The sequence below is a fragment of the Acetivibrio sp. MSJd-27 genome (genome assembly GCF_018918095.1).
Taxonomy (GTDB): Bacteria; Bacillota; Clostridia; order UMGS1840; family HGM11507; genus HGM11507.
This window is the reverse complement of record NZ_JAHLPV010000011.1, coordinates 1-19,933: the sequence shown is the minus strand read 5'-3', so window position 1 is coordinate 19,933 and position 19,933 is coordinate 1. Positions and strand designations below refer to the sequence as shown.

20 protein-coding genes and 5 tRNA genes are annotated in these 19,933 nt (G+C 44.1%); 17 read left to right on the top strand and 8 right to left on the bottom strand.

Annotated elements, in window-relative coordinates:
* Window positions 1-53 precede the first annotated feature (53 nt).
* From KQI32_RS05740 to KQI32_RS05720, 5 genes are all read left to right on the top strand, one after another.
* Complete coding sequence (locus KQI32_RS05740) at window positions 54-425, top strand: radical SAM protein (RefSeq protein ID WP_216424277.1); 372 nt, start codon at window positions 54-56, stop codon at window positions 423-425.
* Window positions 426-430: 5 nt separating this feature from the next.
* Window positions 431-730: a hypothetical protein gene (locus KQI32_RS05735; protein ID WP_216424276.1), complete on the top strand. Its 300-nt coding sequence runs from the start codon at window positions 431-433 to the stop codon at window positions 728-730.
* A gap of 154 nt (window positions 731-884) precedes the next feature.
* Window positions 885-1,787, top strand: a complete 903-nt coding sequence (locus KQI32_RS05730) for a radical SAM protein (RefSeq protein WP_216424275.1) — start codon at window positions 885-887, stop codon at window positions 1,785-1,787.
* Window positions 1,788-1,806: 19 nt separating this feature from the next.
* A complete protein-coding gene (locus KQI32_RS05725) occupies window positions 1,807-3,063 on the top strand; it encodes a coproporphyrinogen-III oxidase family protein (protein WP_216424274.1) in 1,257 nt (418 codons plus the stop codon).
* A gap of 41 nt (window positions 3,064-3,104) precedes the next feature.
* Entirely contained in the window at window positions 3,105-5,264 is a 2,160-nt protein-coding gene (locus KQI32_RS05720) for a DNA topoisomerase III (RefSeq protein WP_216424273.1), read from the top strand.
* Window positions 5,265-5,323: 59 nt separating this feature from the next.
* Here the strand turns inward: KQI32_RS05720 and KQI32_RS05715 are convergent, their stop codons facing one another.
* From KQI32_RS05715 to KQI32_RS05695, 5 genes are all read right to left on the bottom strand, one after another.
* On the bottom strand, window positions 5,324-7,300 hold the full coding sequence (locus tag KQI32_RS05715; RefSeq protein WP_216424272.1) for a thioredoxin domain-containing protein: 1,977 nt from the start codon (window positions 7,298-7,300) through the stop codon (window positions 5,324-5,326).
* A 28-nt stretch (window positions 7,301-7,328) separates the two neighbouring features.
* The gene (locus tag KQI32_RS05710; protein WP_216424271.1) at window positions 7,329-7,541 is read right to left on the bottom strand and encodes a heavy-metal-associated domain-containing protein; all 213 of its coding nucleotides are present in this window, start codon (window positions 7,539-7,541) and stop codon (window positions 7,329-7,331) included.
* Window positions 7,542-7,750: 209 nt separating this feature from the next.
* On the bottom strand, window positions 7,751-8,014 hold the full coding sequence (locus tag KQI32_RS05705; RefSeq protein ID WP_216424270.1) for a DUF6809 family protein: 264 nt from the start codon (window positions 8,012-8,014) through the stop codon (window positions 7,751-7,753).
* A gap of 146 nt (window positions 8,015-8,160) precedes the next feature.
* Window positions 8,161-8,337 carry a hypothetical protein gene (locus KQI32_RS05700; RefSeq protein WP_253291083.1) on the bottom strand — a complete coding sequence of 59 codons (177 nt, stop codon included), beginning with the start codon at window positions 8,335-8,337 and terminating at the stop codon, window positions 8,161-8,163.
* 89 nt (window positions 8,338-8,426) lie between these two features.
* The gene (locus KQI32_RS05695) at window positions 8,427-9,197 is read right to left on the bottom strand and encodes an AraC family transcriptional regulator (RefSeq protein WP_216424268.1); all 771 of its coding nucleotides are present in this window, start codon (window positions 9,195-9,197) and stop codon (window positions 8,427-8,429) included.
* Window positions 9,198-9,312: 115 nt separating this feature from the next.
* On the opposite strand from KQI32_RS05695, the gene KQI32_RS05690 reads away from it, so the two are divergent.
* The 12 genes from KQI32_RS05690 to KQI32_RS05635 all read left to right on the top strand — a co-directional run bounded on the left by KQI32_RS05690 (window position 9,313) and on the right by KQI32_RS05635 (window position 16,622).
* A complete protein-coding gene (locus tag KQI32_RS05690) occupies window positions 9,313-12,210 on the top strand; it encodes a glycoside hydrolase family 2 TIM barrel-domain containing protein (RefSeq protein WP_216424267.1) in 2,898 nt (965 codons plus the stop codon).
* Window positions 12,211-12,347: 137 nt separating this feature from the next.
* Window positions 12,348-13,022: a uracil-DNA glycosylase gene (locus KQI32_RS05685; protein ID WP_177691810.1), complete on the top strand. Its 675-nt coding sequence runs from the start codon at window positions 12,348-12,350 to the stop codon at window positions 13,020-13,022.
* Between the two features lie 18 nt (window positions 13,023-13,040).
* Complete coding sequence (locus KQI32_RS05680) at window positions 13,041-13,340, top strand: YerC/YecD family TrpR-related protein (protein WP_177691809.1); 300 nt, start codon at window positions 13,041-13,043, stop codon at window positions 13,338-13,340.
* On the top strand, window positions 13,333-14,073 hold the full coding sequence (locus KQI32_RS05675; protein ID WP_216424266.1) for a class I SAM-dependent methyltransferase: 741 nt from the start codon (window positions 13,333-13,335) through the stop codon (window positions 14,071-14,073). The genes KQI32_RS05680 and KQI32_RS05675 overlap by 8 nt, the downstream gene beginning before the upstream one ends.
* A complete protein-coding gene (hslO, locus tag KQI32_RS05670) occupies window positions 14,070-14,990 on the top strand; it encodes an Hsp33 family molecular chaperone HslO (RefSeq protein ID WP_216424265.1) in 921 nt (306 codons plus the stop codon). The genes KQI32_RS05675 and hslO overlap by 4 nt, the downstream gene beginning before the upstream one ends.
* 167 nt (window positions 14,991-15,157) lie before the next feature.
* Window positions 15,158-15,233, top strand: a tRNA-Val gene (locus KQI32_RS05665).
* Window positions 15,234-15,242: 9 nt separating this feature from the next.
* Window positions 15,243-15,319 (top strand) — tRNA-Asp (locus KQI32_RS05660).
* Window positions 15,320-15,349: 30 nt separating this feature from the next.
* Window positions 15,350-15,425 (top strand) — tRNA-Phe (locus tag KQI32_RS05655).
* 3 nt (window positions 15,426-15,428) lie between these two features.
* Window positions 15,429-15,503 (top strand) — tRNA-Gly (locus KQI32_RS05650).
* A gap of 73 nt (window positions 15,504-15,576) precedes the next feature.
* Window positions 15,577-15,651, top strand: a tRNA-Cys gene (locus tag KQI32_RS05645).
* 358 nt (window positions 15,652-16,009) lie between these two features.
* Complete coding sequence (locus KQI32_RS05640) at window positions 16,010-16,276, top strand: helix-turn-helix transcriptional regulator (RefSeq protein WP_216424264.1); 267 nt, start codon at window positions 16,010-16,012, stop codon at window positions 16,274-16,276.
* Window positions 16,266-16,622: a sporulation initiation factor Spo0A C-terminal domain-containing protein gene (locus tag KQI32_RS05635; RefSeq protein ID WP_253291082.1), complete on the top strand. Its 357-nt coding sequence runs from the start codon at window positions 16,266-16,268 to the stop codon at window positions 16,620-16,622. Before KQI32_RS05640 ends, KQI32_RS05635 begins: the two co-directional genes overlap by 11 nt.
* A 327-nt stretch (window positions 16,623-16,949) precedes the next feature.
* Here KQI32_RS05635 and KQI32_RS05630 read toward each other — a convergent pair whose 3' ends face one another.
* The 3 genes from KQI32_RS05630 to KQI32_RS05620 all read right to left on the bottom strand — a co-directional run.
* A complete protein-coding gene (locus KQI32_RS05630; RefSeq protein WP_177691805.1) occupies window positions 16,950-17,405 on the bottom strand; it encodes a hypothetical protein in 456 nt (151 codons plus the stop codon).
* A gap of 277 nt (window positions 17,406-17,682) precedes the next feature.
* The gene (locus KQI32_RS05625) at window positions 17,683-18,264 is read right to left on the bottom strand and encodes a hypothetical protein (protein WP_177691804.1); all 582 of its coding nucleotides are present in this window, start codon (window positions 18,262-18,264) and stop codon (window positions 17,683-17,685) included.
* Window positions 18,265-18,274: 10 nt separating this feature from the next.
* On the bottom strand, window positions 18,275-19,933 hold a 1,659-nt coding region (locus KQI32_RS05620; protein WP_305854628.1), incomplete at its 5' end, for an RHS repeat-associated core domain-containing protein.

Genomic DNA, 19,933 nt, shown 5'->3' with positions numbered 1-19,933 from the left:
AAGCAATATTTGAAAACATTTTATATGGAGCAATTTCGCAAAAAGGAGAAAAAATGAAACGATCTTCTCTGTTCTATTTTTCTGCATTTGGTTTGAAAACCATTTTGTTTCACAAAAAAGATCCCATTTTGGGAACCATCATACTGACGGATAAATGCAATCTGTCCTGTAAGCACTGTGCCGTCAACAATATCACAGCGGTTATTTATCCGTATGAGCAGATTCGAAGAGAGATGAAAACACTGTACCAGATGGGAATCCGGATACTCTTTTTCTGCGGCGGCGAAACCTTCCTGTGGGAGGACGGCGGGAAAACGCTTCGGGATTTGGTCAAAGAGGCGAAGCAGATGGGTTTCCTGATTGTAAATACGGTAACCAACAGAAATTTGAACAGTTCTCCCATCAGCTGCGGGATGGTCTGGTAGTCGAAGTGGACGGCGGCGTTTCCAAGCGGGAGGATGAGGACGCTTGTATCTATCTGGATTCCATCTATGAATACCAGGAGGGCTTTAACCGTCTGTATTTGAAAATCACCGGAGAGAACCAGGCGGCACTTCCGCAGGTGAAGGAGACGCTGAAAGCATATCACGGCAATATTCCTGTCTATGTCTATTTTGCGGAGAAGAACCAGAAGACCATGGCGGAGAAATCCCTCTGGGTGAGAAGGGATGATACCCTTGTCGGCATTCTGGAGAGCCTGCTGGGGCAGAAGAATGTGAAAACGTTGTAAAGGAATAAGATAAAAATTGAAATGTGATGTCATATTAGCGTGTGTAAAAGCGAGGGGATGGAGTTTCTGTCCTGAAATAGAAGACTGGCGATGAAATTGTAAAGCAATATTTGAAAACATTTTATATGGAGCAATTTCGCAAAAAGGAGAAAAAATGAAACGATCTTCTCTGTTCTATTTTTCTGCATTTGGTTTGAAAACCATTTTGTTTCACAAAAAAGATCCCATTTTGGGAACCATCATACTGACGGATAAATGCAATCTGTCCTGTAAGCACTGTGCCGTCAACAATATCACAGCGGTTATTTATCCGTATGAGCAGATTCGAAGAGAGATGAAAACACTGTACCAGATGGGAATCCGGATACTCTTTTTCTGCGGCGGCGAAACCTTCCTGTGGGAGGACGGCGGGAAAACGCTTCGGGATTTGGTCAAAGAGGCGAAGCAGATGGGTTTCCTGATTGTAAATACGGTAACCAATGGAACTTTCCCCCTCGAATTGCCAAAGGCAGATCTGATTCTTTTAAGCCTTGACGGCGATAGGCAACGGCACAATCAAATCCGCGGAGATACCTTTGACACCATTATGGAGAACATTGATCGATCACCCGGCAATAATATCTGCCTCTATATGGCGATCAATCAAATAAACAAAGATACCGTTGAAAGGGTATGTCAGATTGCAAAAGAAAAGGAGAAGGTGCGGGCAGTCTCTTTTAATTTTCATACTCCGTATCCGGGGACGGAGACCTTGTATCTGAACGAAGCGGAAAAAGAGCAATGTTGCCGTGTCATCGGAAAACTGAAACGGCAGGGGTATCCGGTATTTAATCTAGAGAGCGCTTTTTCTTATCTGATCCATAACTCGTTTCCGACCCCCTGCGCCCAATGTGTTGTTATGGAGAACGGTAGACTGTCGGTTTGCGGAAGATGTATTGACATACCCGGTTTGTGTGACCGGTGCGGTTATTTCTTTGCGGCCGAGTATGCTCTGCTATTTCAGGGAAAGCTGCGTGTTATGTCTGAGATGCTGACGACTTATTTAAAATATATCTGAAGATTACGGAGAAAAGGATATGAGCTTTCTTACAACCGCCGCAAGAATGTGGCTGACAAGATCAGCAAAACCTTTTTGCTTTACAAAAGAATATGATCAAAATCTTCCATATACCGATACACAACAGCTTGGACTTTACATACACATCCCTTTTTGCAGAGAGATTTGTTCCTTTTGTCCTTACTGTAAAGTAAGATATGAAAAACAGCTTGCACAGAGATACATAGACGCACTGACAGAGGAAATTCATCTGGTCGGAAAACAACAGGGAAATCGTAAAAAAACAGTGACTAGCCTGTATATCGGCGGCGGTTCTCCCGCTTTGGCTGTCGACCGTCTTGCCGAAATAATCGGTGTGGTGAAAATCTATTTTGAGATCACAGAGGGGATTGGAATCGAACTTCATCCGGATGAAGTGACAGTTCCTCTTCTTCAGAAATTGAAACAGGCGGGAGTTACAAAGATTAGCATTGGCATTCAATCCTTTCAGGAGACTTTTTTGAAGGTGCTGGGACGGACTTCCTCCGATTATGAAACGATGTTTCAGGCAATCCGCAAGGTTGCTTTTGAGACGGTATCCATGGATTTTATTTTTGCTTTGCCCGGGGAAACCTTTGCTCTGTTGAAGCAGGATATTGACACTGCCTTTGAAGGCGGTGCCGATCATATTGCAATTTACCCGTTTATTGATTTTTCCTTTGCGGAGCATCAGATTCCGCTTATGGATAATCGGGAAAAGAGAAAGCTTTTGGAAGATATCACCTCCTATTGCAGAGAGAAAGGATGTTATCGGGAATCTATCTGGACTTTCTCTAAGCATGGCGGCAAAAAATATTCCTCTATGACGCGGGAAAACTTTTTAGGATTTGGCTGTTCCGCCACCACTCTTTTGGAAAAACAGTTTAAAATCAATACCTTTTCGGTGGAGGAGTACATCCGCAGAATCGCCGTGCATCATCTTCCAACCGCATTGACTCTGCGCTTTACCGAACGGCAGAGGATGGTGTATTATCTATTTTGGACAGCCTATACCACAAGGGTATCCGAAGCAGATTTTGAAGGATTCTTCGGTGTGCCGCTGAGAAAAAAATACGGATTGGAACTGTGGCTGGCGAAACGGCTGAAGTATATTACCCATCACGGAGGAATCTATGAGATGACGTCAAAAGGCGCGTTTTATTATCATTATTATGAAAATTATTATACCCTGTCTTATATCGATCAGATGTGGAATCTTTTGCGGAAAAAGGCGTTTCCGGAAAAAATTCGATTCTGAGGTGCAGCGGTAATCTGAAGAATAGAAAGGAAATCGAGAAAATGGCAAAGACATTGGTGCTGGCGGAAAAACCGTCGGTGGGAAAGGAACTGGCAAGAGTGCTTGGATGCCGGAAGAACGGCAGCGGATTCTTTTCCGGCGACCGTTACATTGTGACATGGGCGCTGGGGCATTTGGTGACGCTGGCGGATCCGGAGGCATATGGCAAGCAGTATAAAACCTGGAGCATGGAAACCCTTCCTATGCTGCCCAAAAAGATGGAGCTCTGTGTGATTCCCCAGACGGCAAAGCAGTATAGCGTGGTCAAAAACCTGCTGCACAGCAAGGAGGTGGATTCCCTAATCATCGCAACCGACGCCGGAAGGGAAGGGGAACTGGTGGCACGCTGGATTCTCGCAAAGGCGGGCTTCCGCAAGCCGATCAAACGGCTGTGGATCTCCTCGCAGACCGACAAGGCAATCAAGCAGGGCTTTTCCAATCTGCGGGACGGAAGAGAATATCAGAACCTGTATCTGTCTGCGCAGGGCAGAGCGGAAGCGGATTGGCTGGTGGGGCTCAACGTAACCCGCGCCCTGACCTGCAAATACAACGCTCAGCTCTCCGCGGGAAGAGTACAGACTCCCACGCTGTCTATGATTGTGGCGCGGGAGGAAGATATCCGGCGTTTTGTCCCCAAGGATTACTACACCGTGCAGGCAAATCTGGGCAATTTTCATGTGAACTGGCACGACGCCAAAGGACAGAACTCCACGTTCGATCGGGACAAAGCTGACGCCGTGGCGGAGAAAGTGAAAAATCAAACTTTCCGCATCACGGATTTAAAGACAACCGAAAAACGAACGCCGCCTCCGCTTCTCTATGATCTGACGGAATTGCAGCGGGATGGAAACAAGCTGTACGGCTATTCCCCGAAACAGACCCTGAACTTTATGCAGAGCCTGTATGAAAGGCATAAGGCTTTGACCTATCCCCGCACCGATTCCCGCTATCTCACCGACGATATTGTCCCCACCCTTCCGGAACGGCTGAAAGCGGTGATGGTGGGAGAGTTTGCACCCGTGGTGCGGGATATCATCGGCGGGAAGCGTTCCATCGCCAAAAGCTGTGTCAACAATGCAAAGGTATCCGACCATCACGCCATCATTCCCACCGAGCAGCCAGTGAATCTGTCCGATTTGACCAATGACGAGCGGAGGATTTATCTGCTGGTGGTACGCCGTTTTCTCACCTGCTTCTACGGGAGTTATGTGTTTAAACAGCAGAAGGCGGAGCTGGAAGCCGGCGGCGAGAAATTCAGCGCGGTCGGCCGGGAAACGGTGGATAAGGGCTGGAAAAAGGTCTATGACTTTGCGGACGAGGAGGAGCTGGAGGAACAGGATTTGCCCGCTCTGAAACGGGGGGACAGTTTCTCCTGCAAAAACGTTCAGGTCAAATCCGGCAAGACAAAGCCGCCTGCAAGGTATACCGAGGCGACGCTGCTCTCCGCTATGGAAAATCCCTCCGCGTTTATCAGCGACAAGAGTATGAAGGAGTACATCGGCGGCGGCTTGGGCACGCCTGCAACCCGTGCGGATATCATTGAAAAGCTGTTTTCCTCCTTCTATGTGGAGAAGCAGGGGCAGAGCATCGTGCCGACCTCCAAGGGAATCCAGCTGGTGAAGCTGGCTCCGCAGGATCTGCGGGAACCGCTCCTCACCGCAAAATGGGAGCAGCAGCTGGAAGCCATCAGCAAGGGCAAATACAACAAGGACGCCTTCATCGGCGAAATTGAAAAATATGCGAAAAAGCTGGTGCAGACAGTTGCCGCCAGCGAGGAAAAATACACTCATGACAATCTGACCGGAAACGTGTGTCCCCAGTGCGGTAAATTTATGCTGAGCGTCAACGGAAAGCGGGGCAAAATGCTGGTTTGTCAGGACAGGGAGTGCGGATACAGGGAAAGCGTCAGCATCAAGACCAACGCACGGTGTCCCCAGTGCCACAAGACCATGGAGCTGTTTGGGAAGGACGAGAAAAAGACTTACCGCTGCCAGTGCGGCTACCGGGAACGGGCGGAATCCTTCCACAAAAGAATGAGCGAGACTTCCTCCGGCATGTCCAAAAAACAGGTTCAGCAGTATCTGAATAAGCAAAAAAGCGCAGATACTGGAATGAGCGCTTTGGAGCTTGCCATGAAAAAAGCGATGGAGCAAAAAAAATAGAAGATGTTTTCCAAAAAAGACCGCGGACTGCAGAAGCAGTTTCACGGTCTTTTCCATATTTAATCCAATGAATTCTCTAAGTTTTCGATATTGTGGAAGGGTGGAGAACAACTGTTTTCTCCGCATACATAGAAGGTGGTTTTTCCGTCTTTCAGAGAATAGTGCTCCAGGGGGAGGACAGTCCTTCGGAGCAGTTCATCTTCCTCCGTTCCTAAAACCAGTATGTTTTCAAACTTGTGGAAGTAAGGTAAAAGCTTTTGCCGTTCCTCCGGAGTGCGCAAGACGCAAACCAAGCGTTTGCCGGGATGAAAATACCGGTGAAGCGCATAGAGGGAAAAGCTGTGCGCCATAGGATATTCGGTGAGTTTTCCGCTTAAAAAAGCCAACTGTCGTTCAGAGGCTTCCTGATATTCCTTTCTTCCGGTCAGCTGATACAGGCGGACAAAGACATAAAACGCCATGGAGTTTCCGGATGGGATTGCACCGTCATAGGTTTCTTTGGGACGGAATAAAAGCGTTTCGGCACTGTTTTCCGTGAGAAAAAATCCGCCGTTCTTCTCATCACAGAAGGCTTCTAGAACCGTACTGCAGTAGTCCGCCGCCTTTGCGAGATACAGCGGACGTCCGGTTGCCTGATATAGTTCGGTTAATCCCCAGATATAAAATACATAGTCGTCCAAATGGCCTTTTCCTGCGGTCTGCGTATTGCGATAGCGGACAAACAGCTTCTTTTCCATAGAGAGATGGTTCTCGATGAAAGAATAGCAGTTTTCCGCCAGTTTTAAATCGTTCTCCGCTTTTAAAACGCGGTAGGCTTTGGAAAATGCGGCCAGCGCCATTCCATTCCACGAGGTCAGTATCTTGTCATCCAGATGAAGCTTTGTTCTTTGCCTGCGGTAGGAATACAGGATTTCGGCCGCCTTTTCTATCTCTCGATCTTCCATTTGAAACGCGGTGTTGCTGAGCAGATTAGGAATGCTTTTCCCTTCAAAATTCCCGTTCTGAGTGATATCAAAATGCAAGTTGAAGGCCACTCCCTTTTCCGCTCCCAATTGGCGGATGATTTCCTCGGGAGTGAACACATAATATTTTCCCTCCTCACCTTCGCTGTCGGCATCCTGTGCGGAATAAAAACCACCTTCCGGCGAACGCATCTCCCGCTCCAGATACCGAAGAACTTTTTCTGCTACTTTGTGGAAGAAAGGGGAATCGGCGGAAAGATAGGTATAGGCCAAAAGCGCGTTGTCATACAGCATTTTTTCAAAGTGGGGTACGAGCCATTTTCGGTCGGTGGAATAGCGGGAAAATCCGAAGCCAATGTGGTCAAAAATGCCGCCGCGGTACATGGATTCCAGCGTTTTCTCCGCCATAGCGCAGGAAGACTTGTATTGTAACAGAAACAGAAGATGGTGCGGGGTGGGAAACTTGGGAGCGGGGGAAAAGCCGCCGTATTTTTGGTCAAATGCATCCTTAAATTGCTGAAGCGCGTCCTTTAAAACGCTCTCATTGATTTTCGCACCGCTGGTTTGCTCCTCAAGCTGGCTGGCAAACACAGCGATTTTTTCGCCTGCTTCCAACAACTCTCCGCGGCTGTTTTGCCATTGCGCTTCAACGAGCTCCAAAAGCTCCACAAGACCTGGCATTTGCCGGAAACTGTGCTTGGGAAAATACGTTCCGGCAAAGAACGGTTTCTTTTCCGGCGTCATCAGGATAGTCAAGGGCCAGCCGCCTTGTCCGGTCATGGCCTGGCAAACCGTCATATAGACCGTGTCAATGTCCGGACGTTCCTCGCGATCCACTTTGACAGCGACAAAAGAGCGGTTCAGGATTTCTGCCACCTCTTTGTCCTCGAAGGATTCCTCCTCCATCACATGACACCAGTGGCAGGTGGAATAACCGATGGACAGAAAAACCGGCTTATCCTCTGTCTCTGCTTTGGAAAAAGCCTCATCTCCCCATGGATACCAGTGCACCGGATTATAGGCGTGCTGGAGCAGATAGGGAGACATTTCGGCGATCAGGTTGTTTGCATTCATGGTGGTTCCTCTCTTCCGGCATATTGTCCTAGCATTTTTCTTTTCTCCTGTAACCGATTTCGTTCAGGCATCTGGAGATTTGTGTCTCGCTGACATAAATGTCATCATAGTCTACCGAAACGCCGCTGCTTTCCCCGTCGATATCCATCGAGATAATGCCCCGCATGGAACCAAGCTGAAACTTCAAAGCCTCATAGTCCGGCTTTCCCACAGGCTGATAAAAAAGGTGCTGATGTGACATAAGTATTCTCCAATCCGCCGTTGTTCACGGCATATATTTTTTGAAATCTTCTTTTTATAGTATTGGCAAACGAAAGGAAATTTATTATACATATTGGGGGATAAAGTGAAAACGGTTCTGAGCCGTTGTATTATACTTGAAAGATTGGCTCAGAACCATTATTTTAATTGAAAACATTTAATTTTGTTATCATTGCTTCCAGCGAAATTCTATGTTTCCATTGCCGCCAGCATAAGTTGGATCCCCAGCTTAAAACCGCGGCAGAAGCACAGGGAAAATTCTTCTAGTTCCATTTGGCTTTCCAGCTCGAAAAGTTCTTGAAACTGTTTTTTTGATTCTTCGTCCAGCCGACTGTAAAACTGTTTTTCATATTGAAAATACTTCTGTGCATAACCATCGTATTCCGTAGTCTGAGGTCGAAGCTGTTCAATAGGGGAGATTTCACCCAAAAATAGCTTTTTTAAAATGTCCATTTTTTCTTTCATCCTTTCAAATTACGCACAAACTGCTTGAAAGAGAAAGATACATATGGTATAGTATTTATGTATCTCTGCTTTTGCAGAAGGTGCGAGTTGGGGAAGTTCGGATTTGCTTTGGTCGGGAAAGCCGGACTTCCTTTTTAATTTAGATCTTCCTTCAGTTTTTTGATACCTCGTCTCGTTGCCTCCATTTTAGTGACATTCTTTTGCTGACAATATTTTTCTAAAGTTATTCTGCACTCTTCATCCAGGCGAACATGAATCGATGTCCCTTTCGGATTATCTGTAGGACGACCTAATTTCTTTTTTTCAGGCAATGAATTCACCTCACTTTTGAAGCCCATAATAATTATACAATTAAGAAGCCCAAAAGTCAATCATTATTTTCGAATCATCATTCTCAGCGCTACGAAAGAAAATTTCTTCGGTACTCACCCGGTGAAATACCTTCCAGTTTTTTGAATACCCGAATGAAATACTGATAGGAATGATAGCCCACTGCCTCCGCAAGCTGGCGGACGGAAAGGGAACGGTCACACAGCATCAGCTCCTTGCTTTTGGAGATGCGGAGTTTTGCCAGATAGGAGAAGGGGCGAGAACCGGTATATTTCAGAAAAAGCTTACAGAAATGCTGAGGAGAGAGATTCATAACAGCTGCCAAATCCGTGAGAAGGATATCCTCGCGGTAATGTTCGTACAGATAGGAGATGGCGGGGGAGAGAACATGGTGTTCTCCGCCTTTGGCGAGCTGGCAGAGAAGTTCGATCATAATTGCGGAGTTTCCAGCTCCTCCGTCCAGCGTATCCTCCTGCGCAGCGGCACGTTTCAGGCAAGGCAGAACCGATTCGCCGCACAGCAAAAAGGATTCCAGATGCAGGGAGTGAAAATAAGGGAGTACTGCGTCTCCGCTAAAGGTCACCCAATGCACGACCCAATTTTTCGATACGGGGCGGTAGTGATGCGGCAATCCTTTCGGGAGCAAAAAGCCCATTTGTCCCTCGATGGGATAGGATTCACCGCCGGCATATAAAATTCCGCTTCCGCCGGCGTTTTCCAGCCACTGATAATCCTCAAAGCCCTCTTCTCTTCGCATTTCATCCTGGGGATAATCCAGCCCGATTCCTGTTATATAAATGGGCAGGCTGTGATTGAGGTTGGAAAAAGAGATTACTTTCATCGAATTCACCTTCATATTTTACATGTTTTCTTCAAATGTTGCCCTTGCTATTTTTCCTCTTTTCTCTATAATAAAACATAGAAAGAAATTTTTCAACCGAATTGGGAGGATTCTTATGAGAGATTATGAAAATCCAATGGTAACAAGCAGAAACAGAGAAAAAGAGCGGACTTCTTTTATTCCCTATCATAGTCTGTATGGGGCGCTTGCAATGGAGCGGAACACATCGGAAAATGTTCAGATATTGAATGGGATTTGGAAATTCAAATATTTCAACCGCGATATTGATGTACCGGATGCCATAGAAGAATGGGATGAAATAGAGGTGCCCTCCAACTGGCAAATGAAGGGGTATGAAAAACCTTATTATACGAATGTTAACTATCCCCATCCGGTCGATCCGCCCTATGTACCGGATGACAATCCCTGCGGCGTTTACGCCTGCACAGCGGATATTCCCGATACATGGCTGAAAAAGCGGACAATGCTTGTATTTGAAGGCGTCAGCTCCTGCCTTTACCTCTCCGTCAACGGCGTGGAGATTGGAATGAGTCAGGGAAGCCATATGCAGGCGGAATTTGATATTACCAAAGCGGTTCATGCGGGAAAAAATCAAATCCAGGTCAAGGTTTTAAAATGGTGTGTCGGAAGTTACTTGGAGGATCAGGACTTTTTTCGCATGTCGGGTATTTTCCGGGATGTTTATCTGCTCAGCCGGGAGTATGACGGCATTCAGGATGTTGAAATACAAACTTCTCTGGATACAATCACGGTCATGTTTGACGGAAAAGCGGAGTGCTTCCTGTATGATGGGAAGACATTGCTTGACTCAGCGGAAGGCGTGAATACCGTTTGTTTTGCGGTGGAGCATCCCAAGCTGTGGACGGCGGAGACACCGGCTCTATATACCGTTATCCTGAAACGAGGGGATGAATATATCCCTCAGAAGATTGGAATGCGTATCTTGGACCAGGCGGAGAACGGAGAGCTTTTATTAAACGGCTTACCGATTAAGCTCAAGGGGATCAATCACCATGATTCCCATTCAGTGCAAGGGTATTATCTGACCGAGGAGGATATGCGAAAGGATTTACTGCTGATGAAGCAGCTGAACATCAATACCATCCGTACCTCTCACTATCCTCCGGCGCCGGCCTTTTTGGATATGTGCGATGAACTGGGGTTTTATGTGATTGACGAGGCGGATGTGGAGCTGCACGGCTTTGCGTCCCGGAAAGAACCGCTGGGATTCGAGGATTACCATGAAGATTGGCCTGCGCAGAGGGATGAATGGCAGGATGCTTTTCTGGAACGGGTTACAAGAATGGTGGAACGGGACAAAAATCATCCCAGTGTCATTGTCTGGTCACTGGGGAATGAAAGTGGCTATGCGAAGGCCTTTGATACCATGAGCGAATGGATCCGGAAACGGGATGGCAGCCGGCTTGTACATTATGAACGCGCCTGCGAAGTGGGGAATCCTCCTTCGGTTGATCTGCTGTCCTATATGTATATTGATGTGGATAAGCTGGAAGACTTGATTGTGGACGGCGACAAACGTCCGGTGTTTCTGTGTGAATATTCCCATGCCATGGGCAATGGACCGGGAGACATTTTTGATTACTGGGAAAAGATATATCGCAATCCGAAACTGCTGGGCGGCTGTATCTGGGAATGGGCGGATCATACCGTTCTCTGCGAAAAAGGATATCTTTATGGCGGAGATTCCGGCGAGCCAATACACGACGGAAATTTCTGCTGCGACGGTCTTGTCTTTCCTGACAGAAGCTTCAAAGCTGGAACGCTGGAGGCAAAAGCGGTTTATCAGCCAATCAGAACAGAACTGTCAGGAGACTTGTTGACGGTGGAAAATCGGTTTGATTTTACAAATCTGAAACACTATATTCTGCAATGGCAGATTATGATTGACGGAAAAGCCATGGAGAATGGTGCGCTTTGCTGTGATATTGCACCCCATGAGAAAAAAGAGTATAAGCTTTGTTTTTCCATGCCGGAGGTCTGCTGTTTGGGGGCTTATCTGAATATCTACCTTGTTGAGAAACGGGAAACACCATGGTGCAAAGAGGGATATGAACTGGCTTTCGAACAGCATACTCTTCTGGTCCCGCAAGAAAAAACAGTCATCTCCGGCACTGCGAAACAACTGCAAATAACCCTGGAAAAAGAGTATGCTGTTCTGTCTGGAAAAGAATTCACTTATCGCTTTAATACCCATTACGGCGCGTTTGATTCCCTCGTTCGAGACGGAAAAGAATTGCTGGACGGCCAGATAAAAATGACGGTCTGGCGGGCGCCTGCCGATAACGATCGCCAGATTAAAAAACGCTGGGGACTTTATGAGGACAATATGGCGTCTTACAATTTCAATCTGCTCAGCAATAAAATTTACAGCTGGAAAATAGAACAAAATGTGATTACTGTGCAGGGATCCCTCAGCGGATTGGCCAGAGCTCCTTTTCTGCATTATGAAAACCGTTATATCATTTCAGACAGCGGAGAAATTCTTTTCGATGTATCGGCGAGGGTGAGGGAAAATATTGTTTACCTGCCGCGGTTCGGCTTTGAGATCTCTTTTAACGACGACTGGAACAAGTTCTCCTATTTCGGAAAAGGTCCCTATGAAAACTATGCGGATATGTGCCATCACGTGGGAATGGGACTTTATCACAGCACGGTGGAGAAAGAATATGTACCCTATATCATGCCGCAGGAGCACGGCAATCATGAGGGGGTTACACATCTGTGGATGGAAAACGGAATGGAAATAGCGGCGCATAGCCCGGTGGCCTGCCAACTGTCCAGCTATTCGGCAGAGGAATTGACCAAAAAGGGGCATGCTTTTGAATTGGAAAGGAGCGGGAAAAATATCTTGAGAGTGGATTATAAGGTTTCGGGGATTGGATCCGGAAGCTGCGGTCCCCAACTGATGGAGAAATATCAGCTCAGTGAGAAACAGATAAATTACCGCTTTCTTTTGAGACCCAGCAGATAGAAGCAAAATAGTTTGAAACCAGACTAGTTTTATGCTTTTATTGTTCTATACGGCTGTATTTTTTTGATACAGCCGTTGTTTTTTCTCCTTTACTTTTACGCGTTAAAGTGATATAATACGAAAGTGGAGGTGTTCCTATGGTGAATATCGGAAATGATTGGGATGAAATTTTAAAAGAAGAGTTTCAGAAAGAATATTATGCGAAAATCAGGGAGTTTCTAAAAGAGGCATACGCTCATAAGAAAGTGTTCCCTGACATGTTCGATATCTTTAACGCATTGAAATATACCAGCTATCGAGATACAAAAGTGGTGCTTCTGGGACAGGATCCTTATCATGGGGACGGGCAGGCGCATGGACTATCCTTCTCTGTGAAACCGGGAATTTCTACACCGCCGTCCCTTCAGAATATTTATAAGGAACTGCAGAGTGATTTAGGGCTTCGTATTCCCAACAACGGTTATTTGAAAAAATGGGCGGAACAAGGTGTCCTTCTGTTAAATGCTTCCCTTACAGTGGAAGCGTATCGTGCCAACTCTCATCAGGATATCGGATGGCAGCTTCTCACAGATGAGATCATCCGTAAGCTGAACGAGAGGGAAGAACCGGTGATTTTTCTGCTGTGGGGCGGGAATGCAAAGCGGAAGGAAGGGCTAATTACAAATCCCCAGCATTACATATTAAAAGCTGCACATCCAAGCCCGTTGTCCGCATATAATGGATTTTTCGGCTGTAAGCATTTTTCCAAAACAAATGAAATTTTAAGTTCCCTGCATAAGGAACCGATCGATTGGCAGATTGAGGATATTTAACAGAAAGGGGTAACCGCCATGAATAAAAAACTGGATACGCCGGTGATAGAGGGTTTATATAAAGCGATCCTCACATTGAAGAATGTGGAAGAATGTAAGGCTTTTTTTGAGGACTTGTGTACGATAACAGAACTGCAGTCTATGGCACAGCGTATGGAAGTGGCCAAGCTTCTTCACAATAACGAGATCTATTCCGATGTGGCAAAGAAAACAGGGGCGTCCACCGCCACCATAAGCCGGGTCAGCCGCTGCCTGAATTACGGCAACGATGGTTACCTTTTGGCCTTGGAAAGGCTGGGCGGAAAAGAAAATGTATAATTCTTTTGCCCGCGGCTATGACTTGCTGACGGATAATATTGCATACAAACAATTTGCGGACTACTATGAAGAAATTTTTGCAAGACAGGGAATCAAGCCGGAACTGGTTCTGGATTTAGGGTGTGGGACAGGAACGGTAACAGCTATGATGGCGAACCGTGGCTATGACATGATAGGCGTGGATATCTCCGGGGAAATGCTGAACATTGCCCGCACGAAAACGGATAAAGTGCTGTTTCTTCAGCAGGATATGACGGATTTTGAATTGTACGGGACAGTTGATGTTATTTATTCTGCTTTGGATGCAGTCAACTATGTCCTTTCGAAAAAGGATTTAAAAAGAATGTTTCGCCTGGTAAAAAATTATTTGAATTTTGGCGGCATTTTTATCTTCGATATCAATACTCCCCATAAGTTTCAAAATGTCCTGGATGGAAACACCTTTGTCTATGACAAGGAAAGCGTCTATTGTGTTTGGCAGAATGAACTGGACAAGCGTTCTGGGATCTGCACGTTTTTTATTGATCTGTTTTACCGGGAAAAAGGAACCTTGTTTGAAAGGTTCTATGAAGAACATTATGAGAGAGCATATGCGCCGGGTGAACTGGGTACAATGTTAAAAGAAGCGGGGCTGAAATTGCTTGGTACATATGATGCCTTTTCCTTTCGCAGGCCAAAACCTGCGTCGGAACGGATATTTATGGTTGCACAGAAGATAGGAGAATCAAGATGAATACAATAATAAAAGCATTGACATTAAACGGGGAAGTCCGGGTTTATGTAGCGGATACCACAGAATTGACAGATGAGGCGCGCAGAAGGCATCATACGACGAAGACTGCTACAGCCGCTTTGGGAAGAACACTGACGGCAAATGTGATACTGGGAGCTGATTTGAAAGGAGAAAAGGATTCTGTTTCCATCCAGATTCGTACGGAAGGCAGAGCAGGAAATATTATTACTCTTTCCAATGCAGCCTGTGAGGTAAAAGGCTATATCAGTAATCCCGATGCGGATCTGCCTCTGCGTGCGGATGGTAAATTGGATGTGGGCGGACTGCTTACCACGAACGGAACACTCACAATTGTAAAAGATATCGGGCTGAAAGAGCCCTATACGGGAACCATTCCCCTGGTCAGCGGCGAGATCGCCGAGGATATCACTTACTACTTTGCAAAGTCAGAGCAAATTCCGACCTCAATAGGGCTGGGCGTTTTGGTGGACAAGGAATCCGGCTGTGTGCTTAAAGCCGGCGGATTTATGATTCAATTGCTGCCAGAGGCATCGGAAGAAACCATCGTAAAGATAGAAGAAATTCTGAATTCCGGAATTACGATTTCAAAATTGTTAGCAGAACATGAAAATATTCAGGATATCCTGGGCATATTATTAAATGGACTGGACTATGAATGCATTGAAACACTTTATCCGAAATATCAGTGTGATTGCTCCAAGGCACGGTTTGAAAGAGGTTTGATTTCTTTGGGAGAAGAGGAACTGGGACGTATGATCGAAGCAAAAGAGGGGATTGAAACCGTATGCCATTTTTGTAATAAAAAATATGACTTCACATTGGAAGAGCTGGAAATGTATCGAAGAGTAGCTGTTCAGGCAAAGGAAATTTTGGAAAAAAGAAATCAAAAAAAATAATAAAAACATTTCAAAAATGCTTGACATTTATCTTTTTGTTGTGTATAATAACTCTTGTCAGTGAGACGACCAAAGCAACGTTGATAAAATATGAAAAATATTCAAAAAAGTATTGACAACTTGTTTTAAATAGTGTATAATAATTTTTGTTGTTTACACAATGAAGTGGGCGCATAGCTCAGCTGGGAGAGCATCTGCCTTACAAGCAGAGGGTCATAGGTTCGAGCCCTATTGTGCCCACCACTTAAATTTGGCCCGGTAGTTCAGTTGGTTAGAACGCTAGCCTGTCACGCTAGAGGTCGTGGGTTCGAGCCCCATCCGGGTCGCCAGAATCTCATCTTTTTGAAGATTGAGATTTTGCCTCTGTAGCTCAGTCGGTAGAGCAGGGGACTGAAAATCCCCGTGTCGGTGGTTCGATTCCGCCCGGAGGCACCATTTGCGGGAGTGGCTCAGTGGTAGAGCGTCACCTTGCCAAGGTGAACGTCGCGAGTTCGAATCTCGTCTTCCGCTCCACAGAAGATAAAAGACGCATATTTTTGCGTCTTTTGTTTTCAACATTTTATTAAGTTTCCATATAATATAGTATGGCGCCATAGCCAAGTGGTAAGGCAGAGGTCTGCAAAACCTTTATTCCCCAGTTCAAATCTGGGTGGCGCCTCCAAAAAAGCACTTTATTAAAGTGCTTTTTTTAATGGAATATTTTCTTGGATATGATATATTTCTCATATTAAAGATTTTGCATGTTTTTAGTTCTTGTTGTTATTCTTCTTGATATTTCGATTACGCTTTCTAGTTGAAATTTATTCGTCAATTGAAAATGTGTAAAAATAGGCACGCTCCCTTTGAGGATTGTTAAGCCATGATTTTATGATCATCCACATTCAGACAGCCCAGTGATTAAGCCACACAAATTCTTTATTAAATAGCAAAATTCACCCGATAGAAGTGTGCTTCATTGAAATATACTTCCGAACGTTATAAAATATCCATAAAATATAAGAATATGGAGGTTTTATACAGTGAGCACCTACAAATCAATTGTGAAAGATTTACTTACAAATTATACATCAAGTATTCGATGTAAGCTAAAAGTATCTCAAGATAAAATGTCAGAGTTACTGCATATTACTCCAAGGGCTTATAGCTATCTGGAAACAGGAAAGTACTGTTTGTCCGCTCAATCTTTGCTGTTTCTTATGAACCTCATGGAAGAAAAAGAAATAAAACAGCTTTTGTTGGATTTTCGAGAACTGATTTGTGAGGTGGAAAACAAAGATGCTGTTTAGAGATAGTATTGAAATGCCTAAGGTGTACAAGCTGTTTCATATGCTGGGGATTTCATCTAATTATAAAGGCTATACACAAACCGCTTATGCAGTATATTTAGCTGCACAGAAGCCGCAAAGATTATCACTGGTGACAAAGCGGCTATATCCCGAAGTAGCGAAAAAGTATCATACTACATGGAATGCAGTGGAGCGTAATATACGGACGATTTTAACGATGATTTGGAATAACAATTCTGAATCATTGGAGAAGATGGCGGGTCATCCTTTGGAGAAAAAGCCGGGTACAGCTCAGTTTATCTCAATCTTGGCATCTGCTTTAAAAGAATCTCACTCAGTACGATAAGCTAAAAAATAGCAATGGCGTATAAGCGCTGTTATGATAGCAGAATTATAATTCGTTTAGGAGGTTCTGCTGGAGAAGTAATAAATAAACTTAGAAATGATAAGTTTTCGATGAAAGATTTAGAAAAAATAGCCGATGCTCTTTTAGGAGCAAATCGCTTATTGAATTTGTGACATAATAAAACAAAGTTTAAAGAATAATGGAGGCTTGAGAAAAACAATATTTTGGGGGCTAGAGTTTTCCAGTCCCCATTTTTAAAAGGTTTTTGATAGAATAGATATTTCGTGCTTTTCTTCGTCAAGACATAGATCGTTCAATGTACTTGGTTTATCCTTTCCACCAAAATAAGGTATAATATAAACTTTCTGCCTTATCAAAGATACATAAATATGATTTGGGCAAGATACCCTCCATATATTTGTTACGTTTAATAGGATACAGGATATCCCAACCTGTTACATCAAAAAGTTCTACTTGGATACCAATACTTTCTGTTGAACCGTTAAATTTTCCATAACAAATATATTGATTACCCAAACCTGCTAACTCTCTATTAAATTTTCTGATAGTTTCATTCAGAAGCGATACATTTCGCCATTCGGACTCTTTTTCGTAGATCCAAGCTGAAACTGTAGATGCCTCTGCCTGTACAACGATATAATTTTCTCTATCATCCTTAATGTCTTCTTTTTTTATTGCCCATTTAATTGGTATGAATCCTATTAGGTAAAATAATGCAGTTATACTACATAACATTAAAGTTATCTTTTGCATTATCTTCATCGTGTAAAAATAACCTCCTTTGAACCCTGTCCTTCGTTAGGATAGCTTCCAGAACCATAAAATGAGAAACAATAGGTTCTACTTTCCGGTTTCCGCAATGGCCATCCTTCTGATAGCTCAGATTCCCCAGCTTGTCGTACTTTTCATGGATGGATACAGAAGAAAAGACAGGGGACGAAAATAATGTCACCTGTCGTCAGACATCAAATTTGTCCCCTGAAACAATTTAACATACACTAGATGTTGTCAATAGAACCGTTTTCTAACCTTGCGTTGACTAATGGAAACTGTTTTGAATTGGTGAAGATACTTCCCAACTTATAAGTTTGATTTTGTATTTCTCATATGCTTCGTCTGCTCGATAGCCACTATGTCCTATTGTGCCATCAGTATCTTCATACATATAATCTATCCATTTTAAATCCCACGGCTGTTGTCCAATATCAATAGAATTGTCCCCCATGTAATATCCTGGGTTTCCAGGAGAAAAATATAATTTCAAAATTTTATGGTTAAAATCATCAACAACATCCCCATTACTTAAATCTAAAAGAGTAATATAATTCTCATCATTGTTTAAGTGCATGTTCCACTTGCGATATTTTCCTGCACTTCCTAAACTATAAAATCCAGCAAATTCACATATAAAAGTGCCTTCAGATACTTTTGTTTCATCATTTAACTCATACACTAATTTATAATCAAACTCTCCATATGTAATTTCAGGTGCAGGAGGATCTGGCATCAATGAAAATACAGCACCACTCATTACTAAGAAATACAAAATGCCAATTAGTAAAAGTGAGATTATTATAAATAGTATCACTATAATACCAATAGCTTTTCGTTTTTTTTTCATAAATATCCTCCTAGCAAACTGATTCAATTACTGTTTCTATAGCATGATTCTTGATTGGAGCAGACATTTTAATTTTTTTTCCTAATACATCCCATTCTTTTGCCCAATATCGTGTAGGATACCAATGTGTTTCTCCAATACTTGCTGTACCTATCAATGGTGAAAGTATTTCACGTTCAATATAATAATTATCAATCCTGCCTTTTCCTTTTCCCGAAACATATTTTTTGAAACTATAATTTGCTGCATTAAATGTAATTGCGTCTTTATCCATATAATCTGCAGCTACAATAGCTTCACCGCCACCTTTTGAATGACCAACAAAAGTTACTTCCTGAGAATGAGAATCTACAAACCATTTAGCAAAATTCATTGCATCCCATAGATCCGCTGATTTTCCTGAAGCGCCAGCTTCCAAATTGTTTCGCCCTTCACTGCTAAGTCCATCTTCGTCGAACCAAGTTGATGTTCCTCTAAATACGATAGCATATTCCGAAGGATTTTGCCAATTGTCACTGTCTTTTATATAAATTCCCATTTTTAAACTTTCACGGCCTTTCCATACATCTATCAATCGCCAGCCTTCCACCGTTCGTTCGTTTCTGCTAGAGTTTTTATCATATTCATATATATGTTTGGACATTTTAGCTGCTTGACACACGGAAGGTTTCAATCCACTTGGATCAGCAAATAGTAGTGGATTATTGTTTGAATAAATAAACCAATTCATTCCATCTCGAATTGGATCTTCAGAAATAAACCTCCCGATAGAACTGTCATAATACCTTGCCCTGAGATAGATAAATCCGGTTTCACTATCGAAATATTCTCCGCAGTAACGGAACGGATTGTTGTCTTCTGCCTGTTCCTGTTTCTGGTTCCCGAATGCATCGTAGGTATAATCTTTTAATATGGTTCCGCTTGCGTTGACCAGTTGTGCGGTATCTCCGTGGGTATTGAAGGTATAATACTCCTTGCTTCCTCCGTTTACGGTTCTGGAAATCAGGGAAATACCTCTATGGAAGATTTGTTTTTCTCCGCTCTTGCTGTCCATGACAATATTCTGCCCGTCATAGATATGGCTGGTGGTCACGCCGTTGGTGGTTTTGCTCTGGCGTAAACCATTGGCGTCGTATGTGTACGTCGTTGTCACATTGTTTATGGTGGACTTTGTCATCCGGTTCAGCGGATCGTATTCAAACAGCTGGATTCCGTTAGGATCCTCCCCGATGGTGACCGACTGGCTTCCGGCTGCTTCGCCGATGGTGGTGATGGTCTTCATGGTCTGATTGCCCATGTTGTCATAGAAGAAGTTTCTGATTACTTCATTCCCTTGGCTTTCTCCCGCTGTTTCCCGGTCTTCCAGCAGCCAGTTATTCTTATTATACTGATAAGTGTTTGTCTTTATGACGTTGCCCGACGCATCCTTTTCCACCTTCCGGCTCCGGTTCAGGAAGCTGTCGTACTGATAGTTGGTCTGGCTTTCCCCGGCGATAACCTCCTGGGTCAGCCTGCCCATATCATCATAGAGATAGCTGGTGGTCGGCTTTCCGCTCTCCGCAATGCTTTCCTTGTTGCCGTCCAGATAGTAGCTGACGGAATACTGTCCCAAAACATTTTCTCCCAATCGGTTGGTCTGGGCAGTCAGCATGTTTGCATCGTTATAAGT